The organism is Caballeronia sp. SEWSISQ10-4 2 (genome assembly GCF_030464885.1).
Lineage (GTDB): Bacteria > Pseudomonadota > Gammaproteobacteria > Burkholderiales > Burkholderiaceae > Caballeronia.
The window spans coordinates 48,389-63,649 of sequence record NZ_JALPRJ010000021.1 but is presented as its reverse complement, the minus strand read 5'-3'; the positions used below and the strand labels follow the sequence as shown (position 1 = coordinate 63,649).

General features: G+C 59.7%; 13 protein-coding genes. 4 read left to right on the top strand and 9 right to left on the bottom strand.

Annotated elements, in window-relative coordinates; genetic code table 11:
- Positions 1–3: 3 nt before the first annotated feature.
- The 3 genes from M0D69_RS16280 to M0D69_RS16270 all read right to left on the bottom strand — a co-directional run bounded on the left by M0D69_RS16280 (position 4) and on the right by M0D69_RS16270 (position 3,663).
- Complete coding sequence (locus tag M0D69_RS16280; RefSeq protein WP_301782985.1) at positions 4–906, bottom strand: amidohydrolase family protein; 903 nt, start codon at positions 904–906, stop codon at positions 4–6.
- Positions 907–933: 27 nt separating this feature from the next.
- Positions 934–2,805, bottom strand: coding sequence for a feruloyl-CoA synthase (locus tag M0D69_RS16275; protein ID WP_301782984.1), 1,872 nt, complete (start codon positions 2,803–2,805; stop codon positions 934–936).
- Positions 2,806–2,880: 75 nt separating this feature from the next.
- On the bottom strand, positions 2,881–3,663 hold the full coding sequence (locus M0D69_RS16270; protein WP_301782983.1) for a crotonase/enoyl-CoA hydratase family protein: 783 nt from the start codon (positions 3,661–3,663) through the stop codon (positions 2,881–2,883).
- Between the two features lie 164 nt (positions 3,664–3,827).
- Between M0D69_RS16270 and M0D69_RS16265 the strand changes: the two genes are divergently transcribed.
- The gene (locus M0D69_RS16265; RefSeq protein WP_301782982.1) at positions 3,828–4,301 is read left to right on the top strand and encodes a MarR family winged helix-turn-helix transcriptional regulator; all 474 of its coding nucleotides are present in this window, start codon (positions 3,828–3,830) and stop codon (positions 4,299–4,301) included.
- A 42-nt stretch (positions 4,302–4,343) separates the two neighbouring features.
- On the opposite strand, the gene M0D69_RS16260 is transcribed toward M0D69_RS16265, so the two are convergent.
- The gene (locus M0D69_RS16260; protein ID WP_301782981.1) at positions 4,344–5,420 is read right to left on the bottom strand and encodes a porin; all 1,077 of its coding nucleotides are present in this window, start codon (positions 5,418–5,420) and stop codon (positions 4,344–4,346) included.
- A gap of 212 nt (positions 5,421–5,632) precedes the next feature.
- A complete protein-coding gene (locus M0D69_RS16255) occupies positions 5,633–6,904 on the bottom strand; it encodes an MFS transporter (protein WP_301782980.1) in 1,272 nt (423 codons plus the stop codon).
- A gap of 326 nt (positions 6,905–7,230) precedes the next feature.
- On the opposite strand from M0D69_RS16255, the gene M0D69_RS16250 reads away from it, so the two are divergent.
- Entirely contained in the window at positions 7,231–7,620 is a 390-nt protein-coding gene (locus tag M0D69_RS16250; protein WP_301782979.1) for a GFA family protein, read from the top strand.
- Positions 7,621–7,629: 9 nt separating this feature from the next.
- Positions 7,630–8,724: an NAD(P)-dependent alcohol dehydrogenase gene (locus tag M0D69_RS16245; protein ID WP_301782978.1), complete on the top strand. Its 1,095-nt coding sequence runs from the start codon at positions 7,630–7,632 to the stop codon at positions 8,722–8,724.
- Positions 8,725–8,777: 53 nt separating this feature from the next.
- Here M0D69_RS16245 and M0D69_RS16240 read toward each other — a convergent pair whose 3' ends face one another.
- Complete coding sequence (locus tag M0D69_RS16240) at positions 8,778–9,728, bottom strand: helix-turn-helix domain-containing protein (protein ID WP_301782977.1); 951 nt, start codon at positions 9,726–9,728, stop codon at positions 8,778–8,780.
- A 225-nt stretch (positions 9,729–9,953) separates the two neighbouring features.
- The gene (locus M0D69_RS16235) at positions 9,954–12,512 is read right to left on the bottom strand and encodes a PAS domain-containing sensor histidine kinase (RefSeq protein WP_301782976.1); all 2,559 of its coding nucleotides are present in this window, start codon (positions 12,510–12,512) and stop codon (positions 9,954–9,956) included.
- A 386-nt stretch (positions 12,513–12,898) separates the two neighbouring features.
- Here M0D69_RS16235 and M0D69_RS16230 point away from each other — a divergent pair, with 386 nt between their 5' ends.
- A complete protein-coding gene (locus M0D69_RS16230) occupies positions 12,899–13,216 on the top strand; it encodes a hypothetical protein (protein ID WP_301782975.1) in 318 nt (105 codons plus the stop codon).
- Positions 13,217–13,476: 260 nt separating this feature from the next.
- Here M0D69_RS16230 and M0D69_RS16225 read toward each other — a convergent pair whose 3' ends face one another.
- Complete coding sequence (locus tag M0D69_RS16225) at positions 13,477–14,397, bottom strand: SDR family oxidoreductase (protein WP_301782974.1); 921 nt, start codon at positions 14,395–14,397, stop codon at positions 13,477–13,479.
- Positions 14,398–14,431: 34 nt separating this feature from the next.
- A complete protein-coding gene (locus tag M0D69_RS16220; RefSeq protein ID WP_301782973.1) occupies positions 14,432–15,217 on the bottom strand; it encodes an SDR family oxidoreductase in 786 nt (261 codons plus the stop codon).
- Positions 15,218–15,261 lie beyond the last annotated feature (44 nt).

Below are 15,261 nucleotides of genomic sequence, written 5' to 3'. Positions count from 1 at the left end.
AGATTAACCGGCCTGTGCCGGTTCAGGCTTCGCGCCCAGTCCGAGCAGACGCACCGCGTTGTCCTTGAGCAGCAGCTGATGCACTTCCGGTTTGAAGCCGGCCTTCTGAAAATCGTCGAGCCAGCGGTCCGGGTGAATCAGCGGGAAATCGGAGGCGAACAACATGCGTTCCTTCAGCAGCGAGTTCGCGTACTGCACCAGTTGCGGCGGAAAATACTTCGGCGACCACCCGGATAGATCGATGTACACATTCGGCTTGTGCAAGCAGATCGACAACGCCTCGTCCTGCCATGGCCACGACGGATGCGCAATCACGACCTTCATGTCGGGAAAGTCAGCCGCGACGTCGTCAAGGTAAATCGGTTCCGAGTATTTGAGCCGCAATCCGCCGCCGCCGGGCATGCCGCTGCCGATGCCGGAATGGCCGCTGTGGAATATCGCCGGTAGTCCATATTCGGCAATCACTTCGTACAACGGATAAGCCATGCGGTCGTTCGCATAGAAACCTTGCACGGTCGGATGAAACTTGAAGCCGCGCACGCCGCATTCCTCGATCAGCCGCCGTGCCTCGCGCGCACCCATCTTGCCCTTGTGCGGATCGATGCTCGCAAAAGCGATCATGATGTCCCGGTTGTTGGCCGCAAACTCGGCGATCTCTTCATTTGGAATCCGGCGGCGGCCCATCTGACTTTCGGCGTCGACGGTGAACATGACGAAGCCGATCTTGCGTTCGCGGTAGTACTCGATCGTTTCGGGAATCGTCGGGCGGCGCCCCTGGCGCAGCACAGTGCCAAAGTATTTGTCCGCCGCGTCGTCGAACACCTTGCCGAAGAGGTCCGGCGGCTGGCAGCACGACACTTCGGCATGAACGTGCGTGTCGATCGCAATCAGGTTATCTATATCCATTGGTGACTCCTTTACTCCCTTACACCTTTACACGGCCACGATTGAACGTGGCACCCAAACGGTGAGCGTGGCGTCGCCGCGATATAACGCTTCGACCGTCGTGGCGCGCTGTGCAAGCACCATGCGCTGGTTGATCGAGCCTTTATCGGTGACTTCGCCGGTCACAAGGGACGGCGGCGGATCGAGCAGCGCACCACGCGCAACCCGGCTCGCGCTGCCCGTCCCGTCGGCGTACAGGCGCTCGACCAGGGCGCCGAACATCGCGACGACATCGGGATGCGCGTAGACCATCGCTGGTGGTGCGTCGTGCGATGCGCCGGCAAGCTGGCGGCATGCGGCAAGATTCGGCACGATCAGCACGCCGATCTCGTGGCGATCGTGCCCGGTAACGACAACGTCGCCCACATACGGACTGCCCGTCGCAATCACACGTTGCCGCAGCGGCCCCACGCTCACCCACGTGCCGGTATTCAGCTTGAAGTCTTCGGCGACCCGGCCATCGAAAACGAAGCCGCGATCGTGGTCTTTTGGATCAAGCCAGCGGACCGCATCGCCGGAACAAAAGAAGCCATCTTCGTCGAACGCTTCGGTGCTCTGTTCCGGCGCGCGCCAGTAGCCGGGCGTCACGTTCGGGCCGCGATAACGCACCTCGAGCTTGCGGCTCTGGCCGTCGCCTACGGGCACAAGCTTCAGTTCCATCCCCGGCAGCGGCACGCCAATCTGGCCCGCCATCACTTCCGTCTCGACGATCATCAAAGCAGACGGCGCGGTCTCCGTCATGCCAAGGCCAGTGTTCATCACGATCCGTTCACCGCAGTGCGCGACGGCGCTGGCGTGAAGCCGGTCCCACACAGGTTGCTCGAGCGCGGCGCCAGCATAGAACTGCATGCGCAGCCGATGGTAGAAAGTCGCGCGCAACCCGGCGTCCCGCTCCAATGCACGCGCAATTTCTTCCCACCCTTTGGGTACGTTGAAATAGACCGTTGGCGATATCTCGCGCAGGTTGGCGAGCGTTACCGCCATGCCATCCGTTGTCGGCTTGCCGTCGTCTATATAAAGCGAGCCGCCGTGAAACAGCGTCAGTCCGAAGTTCTGGTTGCCGCCAAACGTGTGATGCCACGGTAGCCAGTCGACAAAAACCGGCGGCTCTTCGGCAAGAAATGGCCATGCCGCGGTTTCCATCACGAGGTTGCTGGACCACATCCGGTTCGTGTTGATCACCGCCTTGGGCATCTTCGTCGAGCCCGACGTGCACAGAAACTTGACGATCGTATCGGGGCCGGTCGCGGCCCGCGCGCGCTCGACCACATCGGTCGGCATGGTGGCGACCAGTTGGTCAAACGAAGTACTCGTGCGGTCAGCCGGCGGCGTCTTTCCGACAACCGCCTCTACGTCGGCCGGCACCGCTTCGCGCAAGGCGGCGGCAAAGCGTGCGCCGTCGTCGACGAAGACGAGGCCCGGCGTCAGCATCGAAAGAATATGGCGCAGCTTCGCGTAGCTCTTGTCCAGCAGCGAATACGCGGGCGATACCGGCACATACGGAACACCAGCGCACATGCAGCCGAGCGCAACCAGCGCATGTTGCAGCGAGTTGCCGGAAAGAATCGCGACCGGACGTTCGGCCGACAAGCCGCGCGCAAGCAGCGCCTCACCAATGCTGCGTGCCGCAGCAGCGCCCTGTGCGTAGGTTACGTGCTGCCATTGCCCGTCGGGACTGCGGCGTGCAACCAGGGTGCGCTCCGGCGCTTCGGCGGCATGCTCGAACAGCCGATCAATCACGCGATCCGGATACGGGCCTAGCGGTGTTGTTGAGCGAACGCGCAACGAGCCGTTGCTGTCTTCGCTCACTTCAAGCGGACCGACGCCGAAACTTACGCGTCGATAGGTATGTGCTGGCATCAATTGTCTCCGTCCATCATCCTGTTTGCAGTAGCCGTGTACGGCTATCTTGTTGCGTGACGAGCGAGCGCGGATTTACTTTGGAACCACGCGGCCGACCTTATGTTCGAGGAACGCCGCCAGTCGCTCCTGCGTCTGCGGGTCGCTCAGCGCAATCGCGGCCATCAGCGACTCGGTCAGCAAGCCATCTTGAATCGATTGGTCGGCGATTCGCGGCAGCACCTGGGTCACGGCGTAGTTGGTGGTCGGCGAGTTCTGCGCGATCCGCCTGGCGAGTTCGCGCGCCTTCTCAAGCCCTTCGCCGCTCTTCACCAGATACTGGGCGATCCCGGTGTCGTACCCTTCTTGTGCGTTATAAACCCGGCCGGTCAGCATCATGTCCCCCATCCGCGCGACGCCGATCAAACGCGACACCCGCACCGACGCGCCGCCGCCCACGAAAAGGCCGCGGCTGCCTTCGGGCAACGCGTAAAACGCTGACTCTTCCGCGACCCTGACGTGGCACGCGGAGGCGAGTTCGAGACCACCGCCGATGGTCGCCCCCTTCAACACGGCGATGACCGGCGCACGCCCGAACTGGATCTGCTCAAAAGCGGCGTGCCACATGCGTGAATGATGCATCGCTTCCACCGTGGGGCGCTCGCGCATTTCGGCCAGATCGAGCCCCGCACAAAAATGTTCACCCTCGGCATGCAGGACGATCGCACGCACGGTCTCCCGCATCGTTTCGAACGCATGGCGCAATTCCGCCACTAGCGCGTCGCTGATCGCGTTACGCTTGGCGGGGCGATTGAGACAGACCAGTGCGATCGATTCTTCGAACTGGACGCTCAGATACTGATAGTCAGGTTGCGTCATATTCATGGTCGTTAAGCGTCGGTGTTGAAACATGCATTTAGTTATATAACATAACTATTAAGATGGCAAGCCGGGAAGCGTTCATCGGGTGTCTGCAAGCCTGTTTCGATGAACTCGCGTGTTATGATCGGCGCGCCCTCTCTTGCGTGAAAGCGTCTACCCCCATGGCCTCAAAACCCGCTCCAGACAACGCTGCCGACGATCAGGCCGACCAGACCGACCAGACCGAACTGCTCGGCCTCGTGGGTTACAACCTGCGCCGGGCGTATCTCGTCATCCAGTCGCTATTCGACGAACGGATGGAAAAACACGACCTGCGGCAAGCGGAATTCAGCGTGCTGTCGATCGTGAAAGACAATCCCGGAATCAATCAGAAGGCGCTGGCCGAGGCGCTCGTGGTGGCGCCGCCCAATCTCGCGACGTTGCTTGACCGGCTTGAAGCACGCAGCCTGCTCACCCGCCAGCGCAATCCCAACGACAAGCGCGCGCAGCTTGTCGAGCTGACGACTCAGGGTGCGCGGCTCTATGGCCGCGCCCTGAAAGCGGCGGCGGACGCGGACGACGCTGCGGTAGACAGGCTTTCCACAGCCGAACGCGAGCTGTTGAAAGCGCTATTGCGAAAGATATTTTCCGACTGAACCGGCGGCCGTTTTGCCGGTTTGCGGATGCATGCTGCGGACTCAGAAGTGCGTCAGCACACCAACGCGGCCGATGAACTGCGACGCCGAGCTCGACGCCACCATCACGTCATTGATCTGCGCATTGGCGCCTTCGTTCGCACGTTGATAGACAGTCGCGACATAAACGCTAGTGCGTTTCGACAAGAAGTATTGCAGCATCGCCGTCAGCTGATGCGCGTGATTGTCGTCGACCACCGCGTTCCCCTTCATATAAGAATACGCGCCGCTCAAGCTCAAGAAGGGGTTGATCTGCCAAGCGGTGCCGGCCTCGACCTGCCATATGCCAGCGCCGTTCAGGTTGTTGCGCACTGTTGTGAACAGCCCCGTCAACGTGACCGTACCCAAGCGATAGTGGCTACCGACACCCCAGTTACGCACGCTGTCCTGAGCGCTGGTCGTCGCCGTTTTAACGAGCGTATAGGCAGCATTCGCGCCAAACGCGCCGTTCACATAGTTGAGCCCGAAGCTCGACGCGTTGCTCGCGCCAATCGATCCCGCTACGCCGCCGAAGCCGTACATCGCGCCGGCCGAAAATCCATTGAAACTCGCACTCTGATATTTGACTGAATTGGTGATCCGCTCGCCGGCCATCCGGTCCCAATCGAACGCGCCGGTCGGATTGCCGGGCAACGCAAGCTTGGCGAACGGCCCGTTGCGGAAGTCGTAAACACCGGCCGCAGCAAGGGCTGCGTCGTTGAAGCCGAAGAACAGCGAGTCGACCATGAAATCATACTGATTGCCGAGCGTGAGACGCCCTAACCGATCGTCATCGAGACCCACGTAAGCCGTGCGGCTGAACAGGCTCTGTCCGGGCATGAAGGTGCCGGTGCCGAGTTCGAACTGATTCGTCAATTCAAAAACCGCGCGCGTGGCGCCTCCAAGATCCTCCTTGCCCGAAAATATCAAGAGGTTCGGGACCGCGATCCCGTCATCGAACTTCAGCGTGCGGCCGCCGCCTTCGTTGCTGACGTAAGACACACCGCCGTCGATTAAACCGCTGATCGTCACATTGCTTTGGGCGAACGCGTGGCACGCGAACAGCATGCCGGCTGCTGTACAAACCGCTTTCATCTTCATTGACTGTCTCCTTACCGGATATAAAAATTGCGACTTTTCGTCGTCAGTTGGTTTGCTATTGCTATTGCTTTTGCGACATACCCCCGGATTCGATGCAGCCGATACAGGCGTGACAATCCACAGCCTTCAGGCCGTTCTGAATCCAGGGGTTGATCTGTACGGATGCGCGCCAGCGAGTGACGCGGCCCGTCTCGAAACGGCGGGCTAGCGTTTCATACTGGCTGATCTCCCGAAGTGCCGAGAATGGCAGCCCGTTGTGCCAGTTTGCGGGGCGCCGTCTCGGCCAGAAACAGCGACACCGCGGCGCCGGCAATCAGACCGCCAAGCGCGAAATCAAGCGTGAACGCTAGGCCGAAATGCTGCGCAATGAAGCCCGCAATGGCAGGCGCGAGACCGCCGCCAAATATCTCCCCGGTACCGGAGACAAAACCGACCGACGATGCAACCAGACCAAGCGGCGCGGCCTCAGTGGCAATCGGTCCGCTCAGAAGTCCGAGCAGGCCAAGTGCGAACACCGAGATGCCGAACAACAACGCGAATAGCAGTGGTGGATTCGGGCCGGTGCACGAGAACACGTACAGCAATGCGGCAGCCGCGGCGAACGCGATGACTGCCGCGTTACGGCGCCCAATGTAGTCGGACATACCGGCCAGGCCGAACGAACCGATGAAGCCGCCAAAACCGATCGCCGACACGACGAAACCCATGCTCTGCGTATCCAGATGCAGGACCTCGACGAGGTACGTCGGCACCATCGCGCTAACGACGAAAATGCCGGCCATCGCACACAGGATCGCCGCCGTTGCCAGCCATACGTTGCGGCTGGCGAAGAGCGCTGTCCAGCGCGGACGCGCCGCGCTGGACGTAGCAGTGGCACGAACGCTAACGCCAACGCTACGCGGCTGATCGCGCAGCGTCCGTGCGATCAACACCGCCACGATCAGCCCCGGCGCCGCCGAAATCATGAACACCCAGTGCCACGACGGCACTACGCGCAGCAACTGCGTGGCGAGAATGGGGGCGAAACCAAGACCGAGCAACGAGAACATGCTGAGTTGCAAACCCTGGTTGAAGCCGCGCCGCGATGGTAACGACGCCTCGCCGGTGGCAGCAACGCTGGCCGGCGTAAACGCGCCCTCGGCAATCCCCATCACCGCGCGGATCAGCATCAGACTCGCGAAGCTCGTGGCCAGCCCGGACAGGCTCGATAACAGGGAGAAGGCGACCATAGTGACCACGAGAATTTTCTTCCGGCCGATACGGTCGGATACCGGCCCCATTGCGATAGCCCACACTCCCCATGTCACGCTCAGGATGCCGATCAGGCTGCCGAGCTGCTGAAAATTGAGCCCGAGGTCATGCATCATGTGCGGAAACAACGGCGCGACGATCCATCGATCAAGACCAACGAGGCCGAACCCAAGACCAAGCAGGACAAGTGTCTTGCGCTCATACGCTGTGTCGTGTTGTGGGGCAGTACTCATGAAGGTGTCTCCTTTCAGGTTTAACTTTTAGTTATATTTAATATCTATTATCAATAATAAGTTAATTTCAAACGAATGCAAGCAGGGACTGATAGGGGAAAACGCTGAAGCACGTCGAACGTATTGCGCAATTGTGCGGATGAGGTTCGCGCTGGAGTGCGAGATCGACCATCGCCTCGCGAGCAGACTGTGTCGTGAGTCAAATACAAGCGCGGCTCTCGGGCATGCAGAGGGTTGAATAACTATTCAAGAGACGAAAAAGGAGGATACAAATGGGCGACACCGTTTATCGGGGATCTTGTCTTTGCGGAGGAGTAAGGCTTTCGTTGGCCGCCGAGCCGCTCGCGGTTGCGCTATGTCATTGCCGGCATTGCCAGAAACAAAGTGGCTCGGCATTTTCCGCGGCCATGATCGTGCCTGCGGCCGCGGTCGACATCGAAGGAACGCTCTCGGAATTCATGGATGTCAGCGACAGCGGTCAGGCAATCTCGCGGCGCTTTTGCGGCGTGTGCGGTTCGCCGGTGCAGACCATCAGCGCCGCAACCGATGAGCAAGGCATCACCGTCATCAAGGCGGGATTGATGGATTCCCCTTCAATGCCGGCTCCCCAGATGCAGATCTATTGTGACCGCGCCGTGTCCTGGATGCCGGACCTGCCCGGAACCGCCCGATTTGACCGGATGCCGCCCGCCGCCGGACTCTCCTCAAAAGAATAAGGAAAGACCATGATCGAGACACTTGCAGCCGTGACGCAATGTTGCGGTGCGGATTGGGAACTGAAAACCGTTACGCTCGACGAACCTCAGGATGACGAAGTACTGGTGCGCATCGTCGCCACGGGCCTCTGCCATACAGACGTCAGCGTGCGTGACCAGCATTTGCCGGTACCGCTTCCGGCCGTCCTCGGCCATGAAGGCGCTGGCGTGGTGGAAAAGATCGGGTCGGCCGTGACCGAACTTGCCGTTGGCGATCACGTCGTACTGACTGTTGCATCGTGCGGGAAATGCCCCAACTGCCTGCGCTGCCTTCCCACTTATTGTTATCAGGCGCTACCGCTCAATTTTTCCGGACGCCGCGCCGATGGAAGCGCCACCATCTGTTGCGATGGCGTCGATATCAGCGGAAATTTCTTCGGTCAGTCGGCATTCGCAAGCTATGCGCTTGCCAACGAACGCAACGCCGTCAAAGTTCCAAAGGATGTTGACCTGGCACTGCTTGGTCCTCTGGGTTGCGGAATCCAGACCGGTGCAGGCACGGTGATGAACAAGCTCAAGCCCGCGATCGGGTCTTCCATTGCGGTCTTCGGCGCGGGAGCAGTCGGGCTTTCGGCCATCATGGCCGCACAGGTTGTCGGCTGCACGACCATCATAGCGGTGGATGTCCATGCCAACCGGCTCACGCTGGCGAAGGAACTCGGGGCGACGCATACGATCAATGCGGCGGAGGGTAATGCCGTCGACGCGATCCGCGCGCTCTGTGGCGGCGTGGGATATTCGCTGGACACAACGGCCGTGCCAGCGGTGATTCAGCAGGCGGTCGAATCGCTGCTGCCGCTCGGTCAGTGCGTCATCCTCGGTGTATCGTCTCCGGGGGCATCGATTACCCTGCCGATCAACAGCCTGTTCTTCGGGCAGTCTGTTGGCGGAGCCATCGAGGGAGACTGTGTTCCCAAGCTGTTCATTCCGAAACTGATTGAACTCTGGCGACAGGGTCGTTTCCCGTTCGACCGTCTTATCCGTTTCTATGAGTTCGGGCAGATAAATCAGGCTATGCAGGACTCGGCCAAAGGCATTGCACTAAAGCCTGTGCTGAGAATGTAGTTGCAAGTGAGCCGCTAAGTGGTGGCGGCAACGCCGCCATTTAACACCCCTCCTCATGAAGATTTTCGCAATCTCGCTCTTAGCATGCTGGGTGTTACGTCAAAACGCCTTTTGAACGCTCGGCTGAAATAATTGGAGTCGTTGAAACCCACCTCAAAAGCAATGTCGGTGACCGACCTGTCGGCATGATCGATCAGCATTGAGTGCGCACGTTCGAGCCGATGGCGAAGAATGTATTGCGTTGGCGTGGTTCCCATGCGCGCGAATATGTCCTGTATGGTTCGCACCGGAAGATTCAACCGGTTGGCGATCATTGAGGTTGAAAGGTCGGGGTCGGTCAACCTTTCCTGTATCCAGTTGCGAATTCTTTCGCGATCCTCGTTCGTTCCCGCGACATCGATAATCGCGTCTGGCGACAACGCCAGGCCGGCGAGCTCGGAAAGGGCGCGTCCCAGAGCCGTATCGTCTTCGTTTTCCGATACCCAGCCACCGAATTCATCCCAGAGCGACAGGACAAAGCGCCGCAACAGCGCGACGTGCGGGCTGCCACTGGACAGTCGCTGCGTTATCAAACCCGTCACCTTGTCCGGATGGTCAAAGCACGACACCGGAACATCGAGAACAAGGAGATCGTTGCCATCCGAAATATCGAGCGTATAGGGGCTGGCGGCGTCACACAGCGTCAGGTCTCCAGCCGACAGAGTTGCCGAACGCGCATGTTGTGTGGTTTGCGAAGCCCCCCGGTTTTGAATATGCAGGATCAGCCGGCCCGCGTCAGCGTCGTCTGCACGGGATTGCTTCCATCGCGTCACCGTCGAGCGTTGGGATTTTGCGCGCATCAGCCGGATGGGGCCGACATTCCAGCGCCAGAATTCCGCGAGGAAATCGTCTTGCTGAGCATCGACGGCGCCACCGCGAAAGGTCTGCCCGACGATCTGGTTCCAGAGCCCGATGCGATCGTTTGCCTGCACTTCCGCCGTCGAAAAATGTTCCATCAAGGCCATGTGCCATTCCTCCTGGCAAAGCCTGGACAAGCGAGCCCATGCATAGGCTCAACCATAGGACAGCACTCGTACGCCGGTATTCCGTACGCATCGTCTGGATGTCGGATCACTCGATCTCCTTTGTCTATCCGGCAGACCGTCGCCACGTCGCCTTATTGTTGCTGCGCAAGGATAGGCGATCTCCGCAGCTTTGCACATCCGGGTTCCAGCCCAGGCAAGCCTATTTCATTTCCCTTCCTTGTCCGGCCTGAACCGTCCGCGGAATTGGGAGATGCCGGCTCGATCGAGGCTCGCAGCGGATAGACGCCTGAGGACGACCGCGTCTTCGTCTCCACCTCCACCCGAGCGCTCCCCCTTTTCCAGCGGAATGTGCACCTGTACCACGGTACCGCAACCAGGCTTGCTGGAAACGAGGGCTTCGCCGCCAACCGCAATTGCGCGCTCGCGGATTCCAAAGAGACCGAACGAATCCGACTTCTGCAAGCTTTCCGAATCGAACCCAACGCCGTTGTCCTTTACCTCGAGGAAGATGGTTTCCTGCTCGAGATTAAAGGTGACCTGGATGCTGTCCGCCTTCGAATGGCGTGCCACGTTCGTCAGTGACTCCTGGGTGATACGGAACACGGCGACCGCCATTTCCTCGCTCAGGTCGACCTCGCGTTCGGACACGTCCAGGTCGCACGGAAGCCCGCTGTATTGGGAAAACTCTACCGTTAGCCATTCCAGCGCCGCGATAATGCCCATGTCCAGCACTGCCGGCCGTAGTGAGGTCGATACATCCCGGGTGACCTGAATAGTCTTGTCCACCAGCGCCAGCAGACGCGCCATCTCCTTGCGCAGCAGTGGCTGGTCCTTGCCGAACTGCAGGTCGAGCACACCGACCTTCATGCGCACCGCCGACAACTGCTGCCCGAGTTCGTCGTGAAGCTCCCGGGCAATACGGCGGCGCTCCTCCTCCCGATCCGCGTCGCGACGCGTGACCAGGGCGCGCAGCACTTCCTCAATCTCCTTGCGCTCCGAAATGTCGCATGAGATGGCCAATGCGCTGGCCACTTCGCCATTCGCGTCGAACTCGGGCACGATACGCACGAACCACCATATCGCTTTCCCGTCCTTTGTCCAGTTGAAATCGATCTCGGCGGTGACTCCGGATTCCATCGCCTCCATGAGCTTTTGCGAGAACTGCGCAGCCACCAACGGCGGTAAAAACGCGAACTCAAGCGCTGTCTTGCCAAGACACTGCGCCGGCGAAGCGCCGCTGATCCGTTCATATTGCGGATTAACGTAAATGCGCTTGCCTTCCCTGTCGTAGCGACCAATAACATCGGGTGAGTGCTCCGCCAACGTACGAAACTTCTCTTCGCTGGCATGCAGCAACGCCTCCGTACGCTTGCGCCCGGTCACGTCATGGAGGAATCCATACCATCGAATTCCGCCATCCGGCTCACGATCAGGTATGGAACGTCCTTCGATCCAGACGTCGCCCTTGCGCGGATGCCGCACTCGAAACTCATCGTGCCAAGGCTCCATCGTGTGGGCTGACTCGGCAATGGACGCCAGGTGTTTAGGAAGGTCGTCCGGATGTATCAATGGATGGATACGGGATGCGTCCTCCATGACATCCTCACGGCTGAGGCCGATGAGTTCTTCCAATTGATCCGACGCGTTCGGCATGCTCACGTTTCCATTGGGTGACAGCAAGAATTCGCCTAGCACACCCGGTGCAATCTCTACCAGTTTCCTTAGTCTCAACGCCAGTTCGCCGCGTTCCTGCAGTACCGCTTCGTGCTGCTTGCGTATGGTGATATCTCGCGCAATCCCGGCAACGCGACGAACGCGTCCGCCAGTAACGCCCCGCACTGGAAGAAAATCCACATGGAAAGCATAGGATCCGGCAGGCAGATCGAGTTCGACCTCTTCATCAATGCGCGCGTCGACCTCCAGGCACCGCCGCAAGCTCGCAATCAGGCGATGAGCCTGTTCGCTGCTCATGAGTTCCTCCACATGCTTCCCGACGATCTCGTCGCGAGACAGTTCCATCAGCCTTTCGACGGCGGGATTGACTTCGATAAAACGGAACGTCGAATCGGCTGTGACCTCCAGCAAAAAGAGCGCGTCGGACACATTGTCGAAGATTTCCCGGTAGCGCTGTTCGCTTGCACGCAGCGCCATCTCGGCCGCCTTGCGCGCGCCAATGTCGAACATGACGCCATGCCACAGGACGCCGCCGTCCGGCTCTCGCTCCGGCATGGAGCGAGACTCTATCCAGAGTTCGCCCCTCACGGGATTGAGCACCCGAAATTCAACGTTGAAAAAGCTGAGTTCGCGAGCGGATTTCCCGATAGCCTCCTCAATGGATAGCCGGTCATCCGGATGAGCCATTGCATGGAGCGGCGCCATATCGGTTGCGACGTCGTCCGGGTCCAGATCATAGATTTCCCGGATCCCGTCACTGGCAAACGGAAAACTGAAGCGCCCGTCGGAAGACATGCGAAAGGTGTAGAGAAATCCAGGAATATTTCCTGCGAGGCGATGCAAGCGCCCCTCCGATTTGCCTTGTCCTTCTTCGAATGTCTTCTTCCAGCCGGCGATTTCCTCTTGTAGCCGCCGATTTCGTTCGAGCAGATCCGCAGTGTGTTCAACCAGTTGACGATCCATATCTTCCTGGTATTCGCGTAGCGGATCAGCTTGTTCTTGCGTATAAGTATCGGCTCGAATGGCAGGCGGTATCGGGCTCGGATCGATACTCGCGGCACTGTCTTCGGTCGGCGATGGTTTATTCATGTATTTGGCCCCTCACCGTAATCGCAACCATCCCATCTTGCCTCAGTAAAATTGCCATGGAGATCATCGCACCTTGAGGAATTGGCGCTAACCGCCAAATCGAGGCGCGATATCAGACACAAGCAGACTCTTGCTGCCGATCAATTCTCCGTGCTAACCCGGCTCCTCGCATTCAGGAGCCACTGTATTTTTTATCAGCAAATACCTATAAAGGTTAAGGGTACCCTTACACAAGACTTGCTGATAGCGGTTCTGGGTCAGCGTCGGCTGCTGGGTTCCGCCGGTAGTGGTCAGGGTTAGTGCCGGGTTGCTAACTTACCGCAGAGGGTCAGGTCGCCTACGCTGCTACGCTGCGCCTACTGGACGCCATCGACGAATTTCGCGAGGTGCTGGGAACAGCGAAGAACGAGATTCGCGGCGAACTGTCGATCTGGCTCATTGACCACAGCGCCTTCACGCCAGCAGACCCGGTTTCCATGGCGATCGGTGAATTTTGCGATCGCTATCCGCAGATAACCCTTAATCTCAATGTCGCATCACCTGAGCTCGTGGAGCGAGCGGTAGCGGAGAAAAAAGCTGCGCTTGGCATCACGATATGCAAGTCGAACCTACCATCGCTCAACTATCAGGTTGTGACCTCAGAGAGCGCTTCGAAGATGGATAGCGCGAGGTCCGCAACCGCCGCCCCGGCGACGGCGTTGTAGATGCCCGTTAAAAAGCTATTGGATGGTTCGACCGATTTCCAACCTATGCCCGGTCAGACAAGTTCGGTCGCATTTGGTCGAGGGCGCACGGCGAACTCATCTTGAGCAAAGCGGTATAGCACGTGAGGATAGTGTCCACCAAGATAGCTAGCAACTGGTTGCGGGGGGTTCCTCTCCATGCAATCCCGCATTCTCCTTAAGGAGCGCGACCCTGATTCCGATCGAAACCCGCAATCAGTTGTTCCGTATGGGCGACCTGATCAAATAAATTCGTTCCTTATCCGCGCCGCCGCCTCAAGTGCCGCGCGCACCTCCGGCTGTGCTGCCAGCGGGTCGACCGGATTGCGCGCCGTCAACAGGTCGGTCATGCGGCTTTCGACGCCGGCAAGCCGGTGCGGATGCGAATAGATGTAGAAGCTCCCATCTCGAATGGCGTCGAAGGTCATCTGGGCAATCTGTTTCGCGCTGACCCGGCTCGCGCTCACCGCCTTCTCGTTCATGGCCTTGGCGACCTGCTGCGATCGGGTCAGCGGTCCTTCTTCGGCCAGCTCAGTGGGACGATTGCGCTCTGAGCGCGTGATCCCGGTCGACACGAAGTACGGACACAGCACCGAGCACCGCACTTGCTCGCCGGTAAGCGAAAGATCGTGAAACAGCGTTTCCGAAAGCGATACCACCGCGTGTTTCGACACACTGTAAGTCCCCATCATGGCCGCATTGACGAGCCCCGCCATCGACGCGGTGTTCGCGATGTGGCCGCGATAGTCCAGGTCTAGCCGTGCCGCTGCGAGCATGCGCGGCACGAATGCGCGTATGCCGTGCACGACACCCCACAGGTTCACGCCCAGCGTCCACTCCCAGTCCTGCACGGTGCTCTCCCATACGAGCCCGCCGCTGCCGCCGACGCCGGCGTTGTTGAACAGCAGATGCACTGCGCCGAACCTGGAAAACGCCGACTCCGCGAGCACTTCGACCTGTTCTGCGCGACTCACGTCGACACGCTGTGCAATCACCTGTGCGCCACGCGCTTCGAGCTCCTTCACCGTGTCGTGGAGCGCGTCCTGCTGCACATCGGCCAGCACGAGCTTCATGCCGAGCGCTGCACCTGCGCGAGCGAACTCGCGGCCGAACCCCGAGCCGGCTCCCGTCACGACCGCGACCTTTCCATTGAAGTCTGTCACCTACCCCCTCCCCTGCGTTGTCGTCACGTCGCTATCACAGCACGGCGCTCGCGCCACCGTCCACAGCAAGTATCTGTCCAGTAATGTGCTTGCTGGCGTCCGACGCGAACAGCAAGCTGACACCCTTCAGATCCTCGTCGTCGCCAATCCGCTGCAATGGCAGGTCCGCTGCCAGCTTCTCGACCCCGAGGTGCTCGAGCGCGCCGCGCGTCATCTTCGACGGGAAAAATCCCGGTGCAATCGCATTGACAGTAATGCCGTACTTCCCCCATTCGCCAGCGAGCGCACGCGTGAAATTCACGACTGCGCCCTTGCTGGTGTTATAGGCGACAGTGTTGAGCGAATCGGGCGGGTTGCCTCGCAGGCCAGCAACCGAAGCCATATTGACGATCCTGCCGTACCGGCGCGGGATCATCGAGCGCTTGCCGATCTGCTGCGTGAGCAGGAACAACCCGCGAATGTTCAGGTTCATCACCTTGTCCCACGCTTCGACCGGATGGTCCTCGGCGGGGGAGCCCCACGTGGCGCCGGCGTTATTGACGAGAATGTCGATGTGGCCCAGTTTTGCGAGCGTCTCGTCGGCAAGACGCTGGATGTCAATGTCCAGTGCCGCGTCTGCGGCGATCCAGTCGGCGTCGATGCCGAGCGACTTCAGGTGCGCTTGCGCCTCCCGCAGCTCGCCAGCCTTGCGTGCGGACAAGACGATGCGCGCACCCTGCTCGCCCAATGCTTCAGCCACCTGCAGGCCGAGCCCGCGCGAGCCGCCCGTAATGAGCGCCGTCTTGCCGGAAAGATCGAACAACTGCTTCAACGTACCCATGATGTCTCCAGAACTATGTTGTTTTCACGTCGGATTGCACGACA

Excerpts from the sequence above, each read along its gene's own strand:
- M0D69_RS16280 (WP_301782985.1), bottom strand. The coding sequence starts at position 906 with ATGGATATAGATAACCTGATTGCGATCGACACGCACGTTCATGCCGAA.
- M0D69_RS16275 (WP_301782984.1), bottom strand. The coding sequence starts at position 2,805 with ATGCCAGCACATACCTATCGACGCGTAAGTTTCGGCGTCGGTCCGCTT.
- M0D69_RS16270 (WP_301782983.1), bottom strand. The coding sequence starts at position 3,663 with ATGACGCAACCTGACTATCAGTATCTGAGCGTCCAGTTCGAAGAATCG.
- M0D69_RS16265 (WP_301782982.1), top strand. The coding sequence starts at position 3,828 with ATGGCCTCAAAACCCGCTCCAGACAACGCTGCCGACGATCAGGCCGAC.
- M0D69_RS16260 (WP_301782981.1), bottom strand. The coding sequence starts at position 5,420 with ATGAAGATGAAAGCGGTTTGTACAGCAGCCGGCATGCTGTTCGCGTGC.
- M0D69_RS16255 (WP_301782980.1), bottom strand. The coding sequence starts at position 6,904 with ATGAGTACTGCCCCACAACACGACACAGCGTATGAGCGCAAGACACTT.
- M0D69_RS16245 (WP_301782978.1), top strand. The coding sequence starts at position 7,630 with ATGATCGAGACACTTGCAGCCGTGACGCAATGTTGCGGTGCGGATTGG.
- M0D69_RS16240 (WP_301782977.1), bottom strand. The coding sequence starts at position 9,728 with ATGGCCTTGATGGAACATTTTTCGACGGCGGAAGTGCAGGCAAACGAT.
- M0D69_RS16235 (WP_301782976.1), bottom strand. The coding sequence starts at position 12,512 with ATGAATAAACCATCGCCGACCGAAGACAGTGCCGCGAGTATCGATCCG.
- M0D69_RS16220 (WP_301782973.1), bottom strand. The coding sequence starts at position 15,217 with ATGGGTACGTTGAAGCAGTTGTTCGATCTTTCCGGCAAGACGGCGCTC.